This window comes from Kribbella sindirgiensis (assembly GCF_004331435.1).
GTDB classification, from domain to species: Bacteria; Actinomycetota; Actinomycetes; order Propionibacteriales; family Kribbellaceae; genus Kribbella; species Kribbella sindirgiensis.
Genome location: NZ_SJKA01000006.1, coordinates 381,953 through 396,588 on the forward strand (window position 1 = coordinate 381,953; position 14,636 = coordinate 396,588).

General features: G+C 68.1%; 21 protein-coding genes and 1 tRNA gene. 15 read left to right on the forward strand and 7 right to left on the reverse strand.

The features are described 5' to 3' along the window. The first annotated feature begins 85 nt into the window (after window positions 1-85). From E0H50_RS19625 to E0H50_RS19645, 5 genes are all read left to right on the forward strand, one after another. The gene (locus E0H50_RS19625) at window positions 86-595 is read left to right on the forward strand and encodes a flavodoxin domain-containing protein (protein WP_131290451.1); all 510 of its coding nucleotides are present in this window, start codon (window positions 86-88) and stop codon (window positions 593-595) included. A 46-nt stretch (window positions 596-641) separates the two neighbouring features. Next, window positions 642-842: a hypothetical protein gene (locus tag E0H50_RS19630; protein WP_131290453.1), complete on the forward strand. Its 201-nt coding sequence runs from the start codon at window positions 642-644 to the stop codon at window positions 840-842. Window positions 843-858: 16 nt separating this feature from the next. Further along, window positions 859-1,266, forward strand: a complete 408-nt coding sequence (locus E0H50_RS19635) for a spore germination protein GerW family protein (protein ID WP_131290456.1) — start codon at window positions 859-861, stop codon at window positions 1,264-1,266. Next, window positions 1,263-1,736 carry an HXXEE domain-containing protein gene (locus tag E0H50_RS19640; protein WP_131290459.1) on the forward strand — a complete coding sequence of 158 codons (474 nt, stop codon included), beginning with the start codon at window positions 1,263-1,265 and terminating at the stop codon, window positions 1,734-1,736. The genes E0H50_RS19635 and E0H50_RS19640 overlap by 4 nt, the downstream gene beginning before the upstream one ends. 240 nt (window positions 1,737-1,976) lie before the next feature. Beyond that, window positions 1,977-3,254, forward strand: coding sequence for a glutamate-5-semialdehyde dehydrogenase (locus E0H50_RS19645; RefSeq protein WP_131290462.1), 1,278 nt, complete (start codon window positions 1,977-1,979; stop codon window positions 3,252-3,254). 3 nt (window positions 3,255-3,257) lie between these two features. On the opposite strand, the gene E0H50_RS19650 is transcribed toward E0H50_RS19645, so the two are convergent. Both E0H50_RS19650 and E0H50_RS19655 read right to left on the reverse strand, forming a co-directional pair. Continuing rightward, on the reverse strand, window positions 3,258-3,920 hold the full coding sequence (locus E0H50_RS19650) for a 4'-phosphopantetheinyl transferase family protein (protein ID WP_165547212.1): 663 nt from the start codon (window positions 3,918-3,920) through the stop codon (window positions 3,258-3,260). Between the two features lie 14 nt (window positions 3,921-3,934). After that, window positions 3,935-4,513 (reverse strand): PadR family transcriptional regulator, encoded by a 579-nt coding sequence (locus E0H50_RS19655; RefSeq protein ID WP_131290468.1) that lies wholly within the window; start codon window positions 4,511-4,513, stop codon window positions 3,935-3,937. A gap of 66 nt (window positions 4,514-4,579) precedes the next feature. Between E0H50_RS19655 and E0H50_RS19660 the strand changes: the two genes are divergently transcribed. After that, window positions 4,580-5,467 carry an alpha/beta fold hydrolase gene (locus E0H50_RS19660; RefSeq protein WP_131290471.1) on the forward strand — a complete coding sequence of 296 codons (888 nt, stop codon included), beginning with the start codon at window positions 4,580-4,582 and terminating at the stop codon, window positions 5,465-5,467. Here E0H50_RS19660 and E0H50_RS19665 read toward each other — a convergent pair. Further along, entirely contained in the window at window positions 5,454-6,317 is an 864-nt protein-coding gene (locus E0H50_RS19665; protein ID WP_131290474.1) for a winged helix-turn-helix transcriptional regulator, read from the reverse strand. The two genes, E0H50_RS19660 and E0H50_RS19665, sit on opposite strands and share 14 nt — an antisense overlap. A gap of 88 nt (window positions 6,318-6,405) precedes the next feature. On the opposite strand from E0H50_RS19665, the gene E0H50_RS19670 reads away from it, so the two are divergent. Continuing rightward, a complete protein-coding gene (locus E0H50_RS19670; RefSeq protein WP_238151081.1) occupies window positions 6,406-7,605 on the forward strand; it encodes an MFS transporter in 1,200 nt (399 codons plus the stop codon). Here the strand turns inward: E0H50_RS19670 and E0H50_RS19675 are convergent. After that, window positions 7,538-7,987 carry an Lrp/AsnC family transcriptional regulator gene (locus E0H50_RS19675; RefSeq protein ID WP_131290477.1) on the reverse strand — a complete coding sequence of 150 codons (450 nt, stop codon included), beginning with the start codon at window positions 7,985-7,987 and terminating at the stop codon, window positions 7,538-7,540. The two genes, E0H50_RS19670 and E0H50_RS19675, sit on opposite strands and share 68 nt — an antisense overlap. A gap of 144 nt (window positions 7,988-8,131) precedes the next feature. On the opposite strand from E0H50_RS19675, the gene E0H50_RS44225 reads away from it, so the two are divergent. From E0H50_RS44225 to E0H50_RS19695, 6 genes are all read left to right on the forward strand, one after another. Beyond that, window positions 8,132-8,260, forward strand: coding sequence for a hypothetical protein (locus tag E0H50_RS44225; RefSeq protein WP_272948514.1), 129 nt, complete (start codon window positions 8,132-8,134; stop codon window positions 8,258-8,260). Window positions 8,261-8,347: 87 nt separating this feature from the next. Further along, window positions 8,348-8,506 (forward strand): hypothetical protein, encoded by a 159-nt coding sequence (locus tag E0H50_RS43025; RefSeq protein WP_165547213.1) that lies wholly within the window; start codon window positions 8,348-8,350, stop codon window positions 8,504-8,506. 8 nt (window positions 8,507-8,514) lie between these two features. Continuing rightward, complete coding sequence (nadD, locus tag E0H50_RS19680) at window positions 8,515-9,132, forward strand: nicotinate-nucleotide adenylyltransferase (protein ID WP_420323252.1); 618 nt, start codon at window positions 8,515-8,517, stop codon at window positions 9,130-9,132. A gap of 7 nt (window positions 9,133-9,139) precedes the next feature. After that, a complete protein-coding gene (gene rsfS / locus E0H50_RS19685; protein ID WP_131290481.1) occupies window positions 9,140-9,526 on the forward strand; it encodes a ribosome silencing factor in 387 nt (128 codons plus the stop codon). Further along, window positions 9,523-10,167: a histidine phosphatase family protein gene (locus E0H50_RS19690; RefSeq protein WP_131290484.1), complete on the forward strand. Its 645-nt coding sequence runs from the start codon at window positions 9,523-9,525 to the stop codon at window positions 10,165-10,167. The genes rsfS and E0H50_RS19690 overlap by 4 nt, the downstream gene beginning before the upstream one ends. Window positions 10,168-10,634: 467 nt before the next feature. Then, window positions 10,635-10,707, forward strand: a tRNA-Ala gene (locus tag E0H50_RS19695). Window positions 10,708-10,770: 63 nt separating this feature from the next. Here E0H50_RS19695 and E0H50_RS19700 read toward each other — a convergent pair. The 3 genes from E0H50_RS19700 to E0H50_RS19710 form a co-directional block, all read right to left on the reverse strand. Further along, complete coding sequence (locus tag E0H50_RS19700; protein ID WP_131290487.1) at window positions 10,771-11,400, reverse strand: macro domain-containing protein; 630 nt, start codon at window positions 11,398-11,400, stop codon at window positions 10,771-10,773. A gap of 119 nt (window positions 11,401-11,519) precedes the next feature. Continuing rightward, a complete protein-coding gene (locus E0H50_RS19705) occupies window positions 11,520-12,548 on the reverse strand; it encodes an aminoglycoside phosphotransferase family protein (protein ID WP_131290490.1) in 1,029 nt (342 codons plus the stop codon). A gap of 113 nt (window positions 12,549-12,661) precedes the next feature. After that, a complete protein-coding gene (locus tag E0H50_RS19710) occupies window positions 12,662-12,973 on the reverse strand; it encodes an EthD family reductase (protein WP_131290492.1) in 312 nt (103 codons plus the stop codon). 186 nt (window positions 12,974-13,159) lie between these two features. On the opposite strand from E0H50_RS19710, the gene E0H50_RS19715 reads away from it, so the two are divergent. Together E0H50_RS19715 and E0H50_RS19720 are read left to right on the forward strand one after the other, a co-directional pair. Beyond that, complete coding sequence (locus E0H50_RS19715) at window positions 13,160-13,456, forward strand: winged helix-turn-helix transcriptional regulator (RefSeq protein ID WP_238151082.1); 297 nt, start codon at window positions 13,160-13,162, stop codon at window positions 13,454-13,456. A gap of 254 nt (window positions 13,457-13,710) precedes the next feature. Further along, window positions 13,711-14,574: a phosphotransferase family protein gene (locus E0H50_RS19720; protein WP_238151107.1), complete on the forward strand. Its 864-nt coding sequence runs from the start codon at window positions 13,711-13,713 to the stop codon at window positions 14,572-14,574. Window positions 14,575-14,636: the final 62 nt, after the last annotated feature.

Consider the following 14,636-nt stretch of genomic DNA (forward strand, 5'->3'; position numbering starts at 1 on the left):
AAGGTCCTGTCCTGCGAGGTCCGTGGGCCCTGCTGCTCGTCCGTGGTTTCGGTGACGCTTGGGGGAACAGCTGTGAGGAGCCGACATGAAGGTCCTGGTTGCGTACGGTAGTAAGAACGGGTCGACGGCGGGGATCGCCGACATGATCGTCGCCGCGTTGCAGGCGGAGGGTCTGGTGGCGCAGGCTCGTCCGGCTGCCGATGTGCGGGCGGTGGACGGGTACGACGCTGTCGTGCTGGGCGGGGCGCTCTACGCGGGTCGGTGGCATCGTGATGCGCGCCTCTTCGCGCGTCGACACAGCAAGGCGCTTCTGGGCCGACCGGTCTGGTTGTTCAGCAGCGGCCCGCTGGACGATTCTGCTGATCTCGGCGAGATCCCTCCCGTGGGGCAGGTCGTCAAGGTGATCGAGCGCCTCGGCGCCGTCGAGCACGTGACCTTCGGTGGCCGCCTCACCGAGGAGGCCGGCGGATTCATCGCCAAAACCATGGTCCGCAACGGTGCGGGCGGCGACTTCCGCAACCAGGAACGGATCGCCGACTGGGCGCACACCATCGCCAGTCAGTTACGGGCCGGCGCAGCTTCCCAGACGACATGAGTGGCCGGAGGTCGAGCCCGGAGTACGGTCGGAGAGGGCGGGTGGGATGAACGGAAATGTCCGCACGGTTCGGAACAACACGTGCGCCGGTGGTGGAAACGCCGTCTACGGGCTCGGGCTCATCGGCGCGATGGTGTTCTACCTCCAGCAGGCTCAGGGCTTCTGGAGCGTCGTCGTCGGCATTCTCAAGGCCGTGGTCTGGCCGGCGTTCGTCACGTACGACTTGTTGAAGTTCCTCGGGTCCTGATCAGGAGGTGAAAGGGATGGCGAAGTCCGACGAGACGCGGGCGGACGTGCTCGACGTCCTGCGCGGAGTGGTGGACGGCGTCAAGGCCGGAACGGTCTTCGGTGCCCCGGTGAGTCACCAAGGAATCACCGTACTTCCGGTCGCACGGATCAGGGGCGGTGGAGGTGGTGGCCGTGGTGACAACAGCAACGGCCGTGCGGCCGACGGGTCCGGCGGAGGTCTCGGGCTGTCCGCACGGCCGGTCGGCGTCTACGTGATCGGAAACGACAAGGTCACCTGGTCACCCGCGGTCGACGTCACCAAGGTCATCCTGGGTGGCCAACTGGTCGGAATCGTCGCGCTGCTGACCCTCCGTACCCTGTTCAAGATGATTCGCGACCGCCGCCAACTGCCTCCGCCGGAAGAACCTACGATGGCGGAGTGAAACTCGCCTGGGGTCTGCTCGCGGCGTGGATCGTGCACGACCTCGAGGAACTGGCGACGATGCCGTCCTTCTCGCAGCAACCCGATCTGCCGGCACCACTCACGAAGGTGCTGCCGATGTCGCGCAGGGAGGCGGCCACGGCGATCGGGCTGACCGGCGTCGCGATCGCGGCCGCCTCCGCCGCGGGTGCGGCCACGGGCGGCCGCAGCAAGTTCTTCCAGGCATCGCTGATGGGCTTCGGTCTCCACGCCGGCACCCACGTGGCCCAGTCCGTCGTACTGCGCCGTTACACCCCGGGGCTGATCACGACTCCGTTGGTCGTGATCCCGTTCAGCGTGTGGGCGTGGCGGCGACTGAAGACCGGGGGCGTACCGATCGCCCCGACCGATCGCCGCCTCACCGTCGCCCTGACCGCGATCGTCCCGCTCTCCCACGTGATCGCCCGCCTTCCCCGCCTCCGACGAACCTGAAACCCATCACAATGCGCGACCGATGACCGGCGCCACGCTCGGCCGCGCGGCCGGCGAGCGATTGTGATGGCGTGGGGATCCCCAGCACTCACTAACCCGGCTGGACGGGCCGCCCGTCGGGAGGTTCAGGCGTGATCGCGGCGAGGAGCCGATGGTTGATGAGTGGTGGGCGTCCGGGCTTCGGGCCGTCTGGTGAGATCGGCGTGCTTCGTCGCGGGTGCGGGGTCCTACGATGAAGGGGTGAGCGAGATCATCGAGTTGGCGCGGCGGGCGCGGGTTGCGTCGTATGCGTTGGCAGAGGCGTCCCGGGCGACGAAGGACGCGGCGCTGCACGCGATGGCGGCGGCGCTGCGGGCGAACACGGACGCGATCGTCGAGGCGAACGCTGTCGATGTCGCCGCGGCGCGGGAAGCCGGTACGCCGGAGTCCACCGTCGATCGTCTGGCGCTCAACCCGTCGCGTGTAGACGGGATGGCGGCCGGTCTCGAGCAGCTCGCGGGGCTGGCGGATCCGATCGGCGAGGTGGTCCGCGGGTACACGCTGCCCAACGGGCTCGAGCTCCGGCAGGTGCGGGTGCCGTTCGGCGTCGTCGGGATCATCTACGAGGCCCGGCCGAACGTGACGGCCGACGCCGCGGGCATCTGCCTGAAGTCCGGCAACGCGGTGCTGCTTCGCGGTTCGTCGTCCGCAGCCGCGTCGAACGAGGCGATCATCGCCGTACTGCGGGACGCCGCCGAGTCCACCGGGTTGCCGGCGGACGTCGTCCAGGGCGTGCCGACGGACCGGGCCGCGGTGAAGGAGCTGATGCAGGCGCGCGGGCTGGTCGACGTACTGATCCCGCGCGGCGGCGCCGGGCTGATCCAGACCGTGGTCAGCGAGTCGTCGGTGCCGGTGATCGAGACCGGCGTCGGCAACTGTCACGTGTACATCGACGCGGACGCGGATCTCGACCTCGGCCTGGAGATCCTGCTCAACTCCAAGACCCAGCGCCCGAGCGTGTGCAACGCGGCGGAGTCGCTGCTGGTCCACTCGGCTGTTGCTCAGGACTTCCTGGCCCGCGCCCTCCCGGCGCTCGCCGCGGCCGGCGTCACGGTCCACGGGGATCCCGCTGTAGTTGCCGCAGGCAAGAACACGTCGTCCTCCGCCGACGGTGTGGCCGGGGCCGTCGTCCCGGCCACCGAGGACGACTTCGGGACGGAGTACAACTCGCTCGACCTGTCGGCGGCCGTCGTCGACTCGCTCGAGGACGCGGTGCAGCACATCCGCCGGTACAGCTCCGGCCACACCGACGCGATCATCACCCGCTCGCAGGCGGCCGCGCGCCGGTTCACGACCGCGGTCGACTCGGCGGCGGTCGTGGTGAACGCGAGTACCCGCTTCACCGACGGCGGTGAGTTCGGGTTCGGCGCCGAGATCGGCATCTCCACTCAGAAACTCCACGCCCGCGGCCCGATGGGTCTCCCCGAAATGACCTCCACCAAGTACGTCGTCACCGGCGAAGGCCAGATCCGCACCTAGGTCTTAGTCGAGCAGTTGCAGCCCGTCGTGCACCTTGACGACAGGCGCGTTTGCGTCGACCACCGCGAGCGCCGCGCGATGGTCGACGCCGACGTCGAGATCCTGCACCTGGACACCGTCCGGCACTGCGGCGCGCAGATCTCCGCGTAGTCCTTCCCCGGTTGCCTTCACGACGGCTTCCTTGCGCGTCCAGTACGTCGTGAACGCCCGCGCCTTCGCGATTCCGTCGTACCCGGTCAACTCGCGCACCTGGGCGTCGGTCAACGCGATCCGGGCCACCGCGTCGACCTCGACCCGCGGATCGACCTTCTCCACATCCAGCCCCACCGGCCGATCGGCCACCGCGATCCCCACCAGCTCTCCCGAATGCGTCACGGACAGCTCAACCCCCGTGGCCCGCACCTTCCCGTGCGGCTGTCCGCAGTCCGGGCAGGTCCGATCCAGCGCGACCTTTGCCGCAGGCAACGAAAACCTCTGAGCCAGCACACGGCGTACCAACGTCACCCCCAGCAGGAACCGCGCCTGGTCCACCTCGCGGAGGTATGCCGCCAACCGCCCCCGCTCGACCTCATTCAGGTCCCGCACGAACTCGTCCCGAGCCGCCCCAACCCCCACCCACCAAACCTCAACATCCGGGCCGCCGGCCCGGCCCACGGCCCCCGTCATGCCCCGGGATGTTGTCATGCCGGGCCTGGGGTCCAGCTGAGGGTGCCTGTTCGGAGGTCGTGGAGGACCGCGTCGATCCATTTCGCCTCGGCCACGGCGACCGCGACCTGGTACTCCGTCTCGAGCAGCGCGAACCGGGGGATCGGCTGCCCGTCCACGTCCGCGCGGAGCTCCAGCTGCAGCTCCGCGATCCGCTTGGTCAGCCGCTCCCGCCGCTGACCAAGCAACTCACCCGCGGTCTCCGGCGGGAGCAGCATCACGAACGACAACCCGGCCGGGAACTCCGGGAACTCGTTCCGCGGCGTCGTCAGGATCTCCGCCAGCCACTCCCGGCAGACCGCCCGGCCCTCGTCGGTCAGGTGGTAGACCGTCCGCTCCGGATACCGCTCGTCCTGCTCGACCGCGCCGGCGGTGATCAAACCGGCCTCCTCCAGACGCACGATCATCCGGTACAGGCTGGTCCGTTGCCCGACGTTGACCACCTGGTCCTTGCCCCATTGCTTGATCAGCCGCTGGATCCCGTACGGATGCAGCGGCCCGTTCTCCAGCAGACCGAGGATCGCCAGCGCCAGCGATGAGCGTCGAAAAGTCACCCCACCACCATAAGGGTGCAAAGATACTAGTTGCAATGTAACTAGAACCCATGTAACTATCGATCCATGAGAGCAGCGGAACTGACCCAAGGCACCGTCACCTCCCGCGACGGCACCGAGATCGGCTACTACAAGACCGGTGAAGGCCCGGCGGTCGTCGTCCTGCACGGCAGCATGGAGTCGGCCCGCAGCCACACTCTGTTGGCGGAGGCGCTGTCCGACGAGTTCACCGTCTACCTCCCGGACCGTCGCGGCCGCGGACTCTCCGGCCCGCACAAGCCGGACCACACCGTCCGCACCGAGATCGAGGACCTGAACGCCGTACTCACCGCAGCCGGAGCGGAACGCGCGTTCGGTGTCAGCGCCGGGGGAGCGGTGGTCCTGGAGGCCGCCCGCACCCTCCCGAACCTGAAGCAGATCGCGCTCTACGAGCCCGCGATCGTCGCCGACGGCGCGCCGCATCGCGAGTGGCTGGAACGGTTCGACCAGGAGATCGCCCGCGGTGACGTCGCCGGGGCGATGGTGACGAGCATGTTCGGCTTCGAGATGGCGCCGGCGTTCCTCAAGGCGATGCCGCGCGGTCTGCTGCGCTGGACCACGGAGAAGATGATGGCGAAGGAGGAGCGCCAGGCCGACGCCGGCGCGATCACCATGCGCCAACTGGCCCCGACGATCCATGCCGAGGGCACGATCATCGCCGAACTGGGCGGCTCCTTCGACGCGTTCCGCACCGTCGAGGCCGAGGTCCTGCTCCTCGGCGCAAGTAAAGGTCTTCCCAGCCTCGGTCCCGGCCGGGCGACCCTGGAGAAGGTCCTGCCGCATTGCCGCCGCATCGAGTTCGACGGCTACGACCACGGCTCGTCGTCGGACCCCGGCGGCGTCAACCCGAACGGCAAGCCCGAGGCGGTACGACGCGTCGCCGCGGAGGTGAAGGCGTTCTTCAAGCAGTCGTGAGCGCCCAGTCGACCGCATCCGCGACGTCGGTGACGGGGTATCGCACCGCCTGCACCACCCGGTCCGCGCCCACCACCAGCACGACCCGCTTCAACCGCTCGTACCCACCGGCCCGGAACGTCGGCAATCGCAGCGCCGCCACCAGTTCCAGCTCGAGATCGGACAGCAGTAGGTGTGGGATTTCCTCCGCCCGAGCGAACGCCTGCTGCTCGTCAGTCCGCTGCGTACTCACCCCGCGGACCGCGATCCGCTGGGCCGCGAATTCGTCGTACCGGCCGGCGAAGAGCCGGTTCTCCAGCGTGCATCCGGCCGCCCCGGCGATCTCGTCCCAGCCGTCCGGTAGCCGGGTTGGTCGTCCCGTCGCCGGATACCCGAAGAGCACCGTTGCGCGCGCGTCTGGGTCCACCACGTCGACCGTCGTACCGGCGATCGACGGCAACGCGACGTACGGCACCCGTTGGCCCACCAGTTCGTGCAGGCGCTGCGCCGGCGGCTCGTCCGCGGCGTTCGTCCCGGTGAGCGATCCGTCCCCGAGCAGCCAGCGATCGCCCCAGTCCTGCAGCGCGACGAGGACCGGCAGCAGCGCGCGCCCGCGCGGCGTCAGCTCGTACGCGTAGCGCGTCGGCCGGTCCTGGTAAGCGGTTTTGTTGACAATCTGACTGTCGACCAGGCCGTTCAGGCGCTCGGTCAGCACTTTCCGGGAGATGTGTAACGACCCCGCCAGTTCGTCGAACCGCGCCAACCCGCGGGCCAGATCGCGGACGATCAGCAGTTCCCAGCCGTCGCCGATGACGCCGAGGGACTGCGCGATCGCACAATCCGGCTCCGGCGAGAAGGTGCTCCGCCGCACGTCCGCCCTCCTTGGAATCCCGGTTGCCGCCGGATCGGTCAGTCGAGTAAGTTCCCAACAGGAACTCACTGTACGGGAGGGGGCGGACGTGTACTGGCGCCGAATCGCGGAGCTGCCCACCTGGCTCCAGGCGGTGATGGTCGGCCAGCTCGTCAACGGGGCCGGCGCGCTTGCCTGGATCTACCTCACGCTCTACCTCGTCGAGGACCGCGGTATGTCGGCACAGCAGGCCGGCTTCGCCGCGGCGGCGTACGGCATCGGCCTGCTCGGCGGCAACCTCGGCGGCGGCTGGTTCGGCGACCGATTCGGGCTGCGTACGGCGGCCGTCGCGAGCCAGCTGTTGTGGGCGATCGCATGCACCGCCATGCCCTTCGCGCCGGGAGCGTCGCTAGCTTTTCTAGCAGCGCTAGCCGGTTTGTTCGGCGGCGCCGGTCGTCCGAATCTCAGTGCCCTCGTCGCCACCTCGCTCCCACCCGAGCGCCGCCGCGAGGGCATCGCGCTGTCCCGCACCGCCAGCAACGCCGGCTTCACCATCGGACCGCCCCTCGGCGGCCTGCTCGCGGCGTACGACTTCTCGCTGGTCTTCGTCGTCGACGCCGTCACCAGCCTCGTCATGGCCGTGATCGTCTGGCGCTGGGTCCCGAGCGGACAGCAGACAACCAGATTGTTGACAACAGGATTGTGGCGGACCGTCTTCAGAGATCGCTCGGTCCTGGTGGTGCTGGCGACGATCGTGGTGGTCGACACCGTCTACCGGCAGATCTTCGCCACGATGCCGCTGCTTCTGCGCGACGCGGGGACGCCGGCGGTCGCGTACGGGGTACTGCTCGGGGCGAGCTCGGTCGTCATCGTCCTGTTCGAGGCGCCGATCGCCGTACGCCTCCAGGGTCATCGCGCGACCCGGGTGATCGCGGCCGGCTTCGCGTGCATCGGCCTGGGGCTCGCGGTCCTCGGCGTCTGGCCGGCGCTCGGCGGGGCTGCGCTGGCGATCGCGGTGATGACGGCGGGGGAGATGCTCTACAAGCCGACCGCCACCGCCCATGTGGCCGACGCGGCGCCGGAGGGGATGGTCGGACGGTACTCCAGCCTGTACGCCGCCGCGTCGATCAGCGGCATGTTCCTCGCGCCGGCGATCGGCGGTACGACGTACCAGCACGCGCCGCAACTGCTCTACCCCGTGGCCGCGGGCCTAGCGCTGGCTGCGGGCGCGGTACTGCTGCTCACTCGGGTAAAGGTGCGGGACGTCCTTCCCAGCGAGTCGACAGCACAACAGTCGTCCGGGTCCTGACCACTCCGTTCACACGGCGCAGCGAGCCGACGACCGCCTCCAGTTGCGTCACGTCGGCGACCCGGACCTTCACCACGAGTTCCTGGTCGCCGGCGACGAACCAGCAGTCCTCGACCGCGGGGATCTCGCGGACCTGATCGACGATGTCGTCGGTCTCGACGTCATCGCGCTGGAACAGTCCGATCAGCGCGCTCGTCCCGAGACCGACCTGGTCCGGGGCGACCACTGCGCGATAGCCGAGCAGTACGCCGCGCTCCTCGAGCCGCCGTACCCGCTCCTGGACGCTCGGGCCGGACAGGCCGACCTCCCGGCCGAGCTCGGCCCAGCTGGAGCGGCCGTTCAGCCGGAGCGCCTCGATCAGCTGCCGATCGATCGCGTCCATGACGCCTCCTGTTCACCGCAGATTCCAAGGCCAGGCATGCCCTGCGCCTTCAATTCGTTTGTGAGAGCGTAACTCTTGCCGTACAATTTGAGGTACCGGGGACAGTCCGCCCCGGTTCCGCCGTACCAACCCTGTGAAGGAACCATGATCACCCCCGAAGTTGCCCGTGCCCGTATCGACGAGATGCATCGCGCCGCCGCGCAGGCCCGCCGCGCGCACGCCGTACCGTCTTCCTGGCGCCGGCTGCTGACCCGCAACGGCCGCCACAGCTGACCTTCCTATCGCGACCGGTGTCCCGCGGCGAGTGTCCGGGGCCACCGGTCGCTGTCGTATCCACCGCCACGAGATAGGCTCTGCCTCATGCAAACGCACCTGATGCCGCTGATGGCGGTCGTCGAAGAGGCCGCCGTCGAGGCCGAGCACATCTCGAAATGGTGGTACGGCGGATTCGCGCTCTTCGTCCTCGTCCTGCTGCTGCTCGTCACCGTCATCATGGGCAAGGGCCGGCCGCACAGCTGAGCGGCGCGATGGGCATGGCTGCGGTGGAGCGGGTACGGCGCATCGGCGTGATGGGCGGCACGTTCGACCCGATTCATCACGGGCACCTGGTGGCGGCCAGCGAGGTGCAGTCGTACTTCGACCTCGACGAGGTGATCTTCGTCCCGACCGGCCAGCCGTGGCAGAAGTCGGACCGCAAGGTCTCCCCGCCCGAGGACCGGTACCTGATGACGGTCATCGCGACCGCGTCGAACCCGCGGTTCTCGGTCAGCCGCGTGGACATCGACCGGCCCGGTCCGACGTACACGATCGACACCCTGCGCGACCTGTCGAGGCTGTATCCGGACGCCGAGCTGTTCTTCATCACCGGCGCCGACGCACTCGCCCAGATTCTGACCTGGCGGGACGTCGACGAGATGTTCAAGCTGGCCCAGTTCGTCGGCTGTACGCGCCCCGGTACCGAAGGACTCGAACTGCCGCTGGACCAGCTGCCGATGAATCGGATCACCCTGCTCGAGGTACCCGCGCTGGCGATCTCGTCGACCGAATGCCGCGCCCGGGTCGCCAAGGGGAACCCGACCTGGTACCTGGTGCCGGACGGCATCGTCCAATACATCGCCAAGCGTGAGCTCTACACCAACCGTTAGGACGTCAATGTCTGCCAGTGAACGCGCCATCGAGCTGCTGACCGCGGCTGCGGAAGCGGCCCACGACAAGAAGGCCGAGAACGTCCTCGCGTTCGACGTGTCCGAGCAACTCGCCATCACCGACGCGTTCCTGGTCGCGTCCGCCTCCAACGACCGCCAGGTGCGCGCGATCGTGGACGCGATCGAGGAGAAACTCCGCGTCGACTTCGACGCCAAGCCGGTCCGCCGGGAGGGCGCCCGCGAAGGCCGCTGGGTGCTGCTCGACTACCTTGAGATCGTCATCCACGTCCAGCACGACGAGGAGCGCTCGTTCTACTCGCTGGAGCGCCTGTGGCGCGACTGCCCGGTCATCCCGCTGCCGTCGCCGGTCCCTGGCTCGGCTCCGGCCGAATGAGCGCGGGCCGACTGATCGTCTGGCGGCACGGCCGGACGGAATGGAACCTGCAGGACAAGATCCAGGGCCAGGCCGACATCCCGCTCGACGCGGTCGGCCTGGGCCAGGCCCGCGCCGCTGCCGCTCGGCTCGCATCCCTCGCGCCCACCCGGCTCTTCGCCAGCGACCTCAAGCGCGCGGCCGCCACCGCCGGTGAGCTTTCCTTGCTGACCGGCCTGAAGATCGAGTACGACGAGGCGCTCCGCGAGATCGACGTCGACGACTGGGCCGGCCTCACCATGGCCGAGCTCGCGGCCATCAACCCCGAGGCCGCCACCCGCATCCGCAGCGGCGAACCCCAGCGCCGCGGCTCCAACGGCGAAACCGTCGAAGAAGTCGCCACCCGCTTCGCCGAAGCCCTGACGCGGATCTCCGCGGAAGGCTCCTCCGAGGACACCATCGTGATCGCCACCCACGGCCTCGCCGCCCGCGTCGGCATCTGCCTGTTCCTCGGCATCCCCCAGACAAGCTGGCCCGCCTTCGGAGGCCTCGCCAACTGCAACTGGGTCTCCCTCCTCCCCGGCCGCTCCGGCTGGCGAATCGAGGAATGGAACGCCGGCTCCCTCCCCGAACCAGTAATGAGCGACGACCCCCAACGCTAAGGACACCGCTCCGCGCCGACTGCCTTCCGGCAGCGCGCAACGGCGTACTGCCCCTGGCGCATGAGCTGTGGTGGGGGAGGTAGCGGACACCGCTTCGCGGCGGCTGCTTTCTGGCCGCCTCCGGCGCGGCGCCCACGGCGTACGAACTGTGGTGGGAGGAAGTAGCGGACACCGCTTCGCGGCGACTGTCTTATAGCCGCCTCCGGCGGCGCGCGGACTGGTGCTTGGCGTACTGCTCCGGCGGATCGGATGCACCCCGTCGAGCGGCGTGACAGGCACCGGCTATCGCGGCCCCGTCCGCCTCCGGGAGCCGCGCTGCGACGTACTGTGAGCAGCAAACAGACCGCACCCATCAACCTCCTGTCGCACCGCAAACAGCTTGTCGCGTACCTCACCAGCCCCACGAGGGAACCGATTTTTCTTTGCAGGCCCTCATCCGCTAAGCTTTCGGAGTCGCAAGACACCGCGGGGCTTTGGCGCAGTTGGTAGCGCGCTTCCATGGCATGGAAGAGGTCAGGGGTTCGAATCCCCTAAGCTCCACCGCAGGTCAGAGGCCGGTTTCCCGCTTGAGGAGACCGGCCTTTCGCGTGGCCTGCGTGACTATCAGTTCGCGGGCGACTGTAGGTCCGTTGCCTCAGCCTCCGACCGGTGAAGCAGTTCCTCGCGTTGCGAGATGCGCGTGGCGGCTGGCAGACGCCACATGGTGTAGGCGGCGGCCATGAGTTGTGCGGCCCGCCCAGGCAGCACGCGGCCGTACCCCGTACCGAAGCCGGGCGCGGCGACTCTCGTGAGCGTGTTGGTTTCCGGATGGCGGCCGACGGCCAACAGGGCGGCCCAGAAAGCGTCGTGCACAGCGATGTCCATCCCGCCTGACAGCGGCATCGGCACGCGCATGGTCGGTGCGTAGATGAGCCATCGGCAGGGCTCGCCGCCAGTGGGAACCACACTCGCTGCCCCGACCGGTTGGTAGCCGTGATGCTCGTCAGCCACCGCCGCCCAGACCGACCGCTGAACATCGGGAAAGTACCCTGCGAGCGCTCGATCGACACCGCCATCCATCTGCCCGTAGCTGTTTCCTGCCGTCAGAACGGCACCGACTTCCGGCAGCACGTCCAACAATGATCCTTGCCGCACCTCGATCGCGCCCTCGTCGATCTGCGCAGCGAAGACCTCACGCCAGGCTGAGACGAGGTCAGCGTCGAGGTCGACAAGTAGCAGGGTGGGCGGCGTCACGCCGACATCCCGCAGGTTGAGGCATGGCTCGCTTGGGCCGGTGATATGGCGGGACTCGCGCCAAGGTTCGGGCAGGTGTTGACGACTCCGGTGTGCACCTCTTGGATCATGTGCCGACGTTACGACAAGGTCGTGGTCGCGGCACTCAGACAGGACGCCGACGCTGCCCGAGGGGGGTCCTGAACCATGAGCCACTCGTCTCCGTCGCGAGTTGCCGGCGTGGCGGGTTGCGTGCACCCATAGCTGGAACGGCGTGATGGTCCGCAGCGCGGCTCGTGAAGGGCGTAGGTTGCGAGGGCTGGGTTCGTGTCTTTGAAGTGGTGCAGGACGATCAGGGCTTGGGACAGTACTCGGCCGCGGGCGCGGAGCCAGGTTGGGTCGTCGACGTTCAGTGTGGTGCGGAACTCGTTGTGGACGTTTGCGGGGAGGAGGTACCAGGCGGGGAACAGGTCGCATGCTGGATCGCCTACGCCGCTTGTCTCGAAGTCGAGGACTGCGGTTAGGCGGCCTTCGGTTGAGACCAGCAAGTTGCTTGGCGTTAGGTCTGAGTGGACCCAGACCTCGTGGCCGTCGTACGGCGCGGCTAGTGACTCCTCCCATGAGGTCAGGGCTGCCTGGGTGTCGATGAGGCCGTCCAGTTCGTTGATGGCCTCTCGCGTTGGGGAGTCCATCGAGGACATGGGAGCGCGCGTTCGGCGTTCGCCTGGGTAGGCCGGTGGGCGGTCAGGTAGGTCGATCTGGCGGAACGCCAGGATGAACGCGGCGAGGTCCGTTGCCAGCCCGCGTGGATCGGCCAGTGCGTCGGGGGTGGGGTGTGTGCCGGTGAGCCAGCGGTGGATGGACCACTCGCCGGGGTAGGCCTCGGTGGGTGAGCCGATCGCTTCGACGGAGGGGATGGGCACTGGCAGGTACGGCGCGAGGGCCGCGAGTTTCGCCTGCTCCCGCCGGACAATGTCGGTGATCGAGGGGCGGTGAGGTAGCCGTACGGACAGGTCGGTGCCGAGGCGGTAGATCGCGTTCACCAAGCCAGCGGAGTCGACCGGCTCGAGTGGCAACGTGGCCCACTGTGGGAACTGCGCGGCGACCAGTTCGCGGACGAGAGATGTGTCGATTTTGGCCTGGTCGGCGTGGGTTTTGCGGGGGCTCACGAGCCCATCGGATCGATCGGCGCCGTCCGCTGTCAATCGGATATCCGGAACGGCGTACTCGTGCATACGACTCCGCAAGGGTGTGGCTCAGCGGCGGTGCCTCAGGGGCAGGCTCAGGAGGTGCCGTTCTGCACCGGATAGTGGACGACGACCACGCCGCCGGTGGCGTAGTTGGCGACGTCGGCGGACAGTTGCTGGCCTTGCGGGGACGCGCTCGCCGCTTCGTACGCCGCCTCGTCGGCGAACTCGGCCTCGAAGACTGCGAAGTACGGCGACTCTCCCTGTTTCGCCGCTACCTCGAAGCTGTAGCGCCATGCGAGTACGCCTGGCCACTGCGCGACCAGCGGGAGGTGTTTGTTCACGTAGTAGTCGCGGAAGTGGTCGGGGTCGACGGGCTCGGGATACAGGACCAACACCTTGTGCATAACGGCCTCCGGTCAGTGGCGAGCGACCACAACACCGAGGCCGTCGCTGTCCAAGTGCTTCGGAAATCGAAGCACAGGGAGCACGATAGTGTGTCTGATATCGAAGCAGCAAGAGGGGTGGTACGGCGGATGGCGGCACCTAGGCCGGGGCAGGCCGTTCGAGGGTCGAGTACCGGGCGGCCGCTGATGGCCGCGCTTGACCTGTTCGGCCGTCGGTGGAATCTGCGGATCGTTTGGGAACTGCAGCACGGGCCGATCGGGTTTCGGGCGTTGCAAGAGCGCTGCGACAACATGTCCTCCAGCGTGCTGCGGCAACGGCTGACTGAGCTGGTCGATGCCGCTCTCGTCGAACAGCATCCGGACAGCACGTATGCCCTCACCGAACTGGGTCACGGAGTCCATCGCGCGCTGCGCCCGCTCGGCCGGTGGGCCGCCGAGTGGGCCGAGACGCTGTCCGCCGCCGACTCCGAAGACGCCCGCTAGTTTCTTCTGATCGGCGTGCGCCCTGGGGGTTGAGCTGAGTCAGAACGGGTTGTCCAGGCACGGACGGCCACGGGCTTACGTGCCGTTCGAGATGGCGGCAGTCGTCCGCGAGGCGGATCGCTGGGTTGGAAAATCCTTATCGCCAAAAGCATCTGATGCATAGGCTCGCGGTTGTGACCGAAGGTGACTGGAGGGAGAGCGGGTTCAGGCAGCGGCGCCCTTCCGCGGAGACTCTCGACTGGGTTGCGGCGTCGATGGGTCGGGGCAGTCGCGTCGTGGGTCATCGCCGATTGACGGGTGGCGTGTGCTCCTCTGTGCATCGGTTGACGGTCGAGCGACGTGGAGTGCGAACGTTCGTCGTACTGCGTCAGTATCCGGGCGGGCTCGGCCTGCAGGAGGCCGTGGAGAAGGAGATCGCCAACCTTGGTGTGGTGGCGGGAAGTGGGCTCCCGGTTCCGAGCATCCTGGCTACTGACGTTGCTGGTACGTCGACGGGCGGCTCGCCGTCGGTGCTGATGACACGCTTGCCGGGGCACGTTGAACTCAATCCGGCGGAGCCTCGGGAGTGGATGACGAGGATCGCGGAACTCGCTGTTTTCCTGCATTCCCTCGATCTCCCCGCGAAGAGGCTCAGGCCTTGGAAGGATTCTTGGATCGCTCCTCTGGATGACCTCAAGGTGCCGGCCGGTGCACAGAAGCCGACTGTGTGGAAGGCGGCGTTCGATGTCATGGCCGCGCCGCCGCCCGAGGACCCTGCCGTCTTTCTGCACTGCGATTTCCTGCCGGTCAACCTGCTGTGGTCGCGCGGGAAGATCACGGGGCTGACCGACTGGAACGGCATCCATCGGGGTTCGCGCGCGATTGACGTCGGGCAGTGTCGGCGATACCTGGCGGCGCTCCACTCGCCTGAATGGTCGGAGGAGCTTCGGTCGCTCTACGAGTCGATCGCCGGGGTGACTCTCGATCCGTGGTGGGACCTGTATGCGCTGTTGCACTATGACGACAGCGGGGCGAAGTGGATTGATCGACAGGTCGCTGGACGCCGTCCCGTCGATGTTCGCGGAATGACTTCCCGGGTCGAGGTCGCCGTCGAGTCAGCGCTCCGACGCCTCCGTTGAGATTTCGCTCCAGTGGCGTCCGGCCGACGGTGGCAGGTCGAGTGAGCAAGATGCCCAGCTGA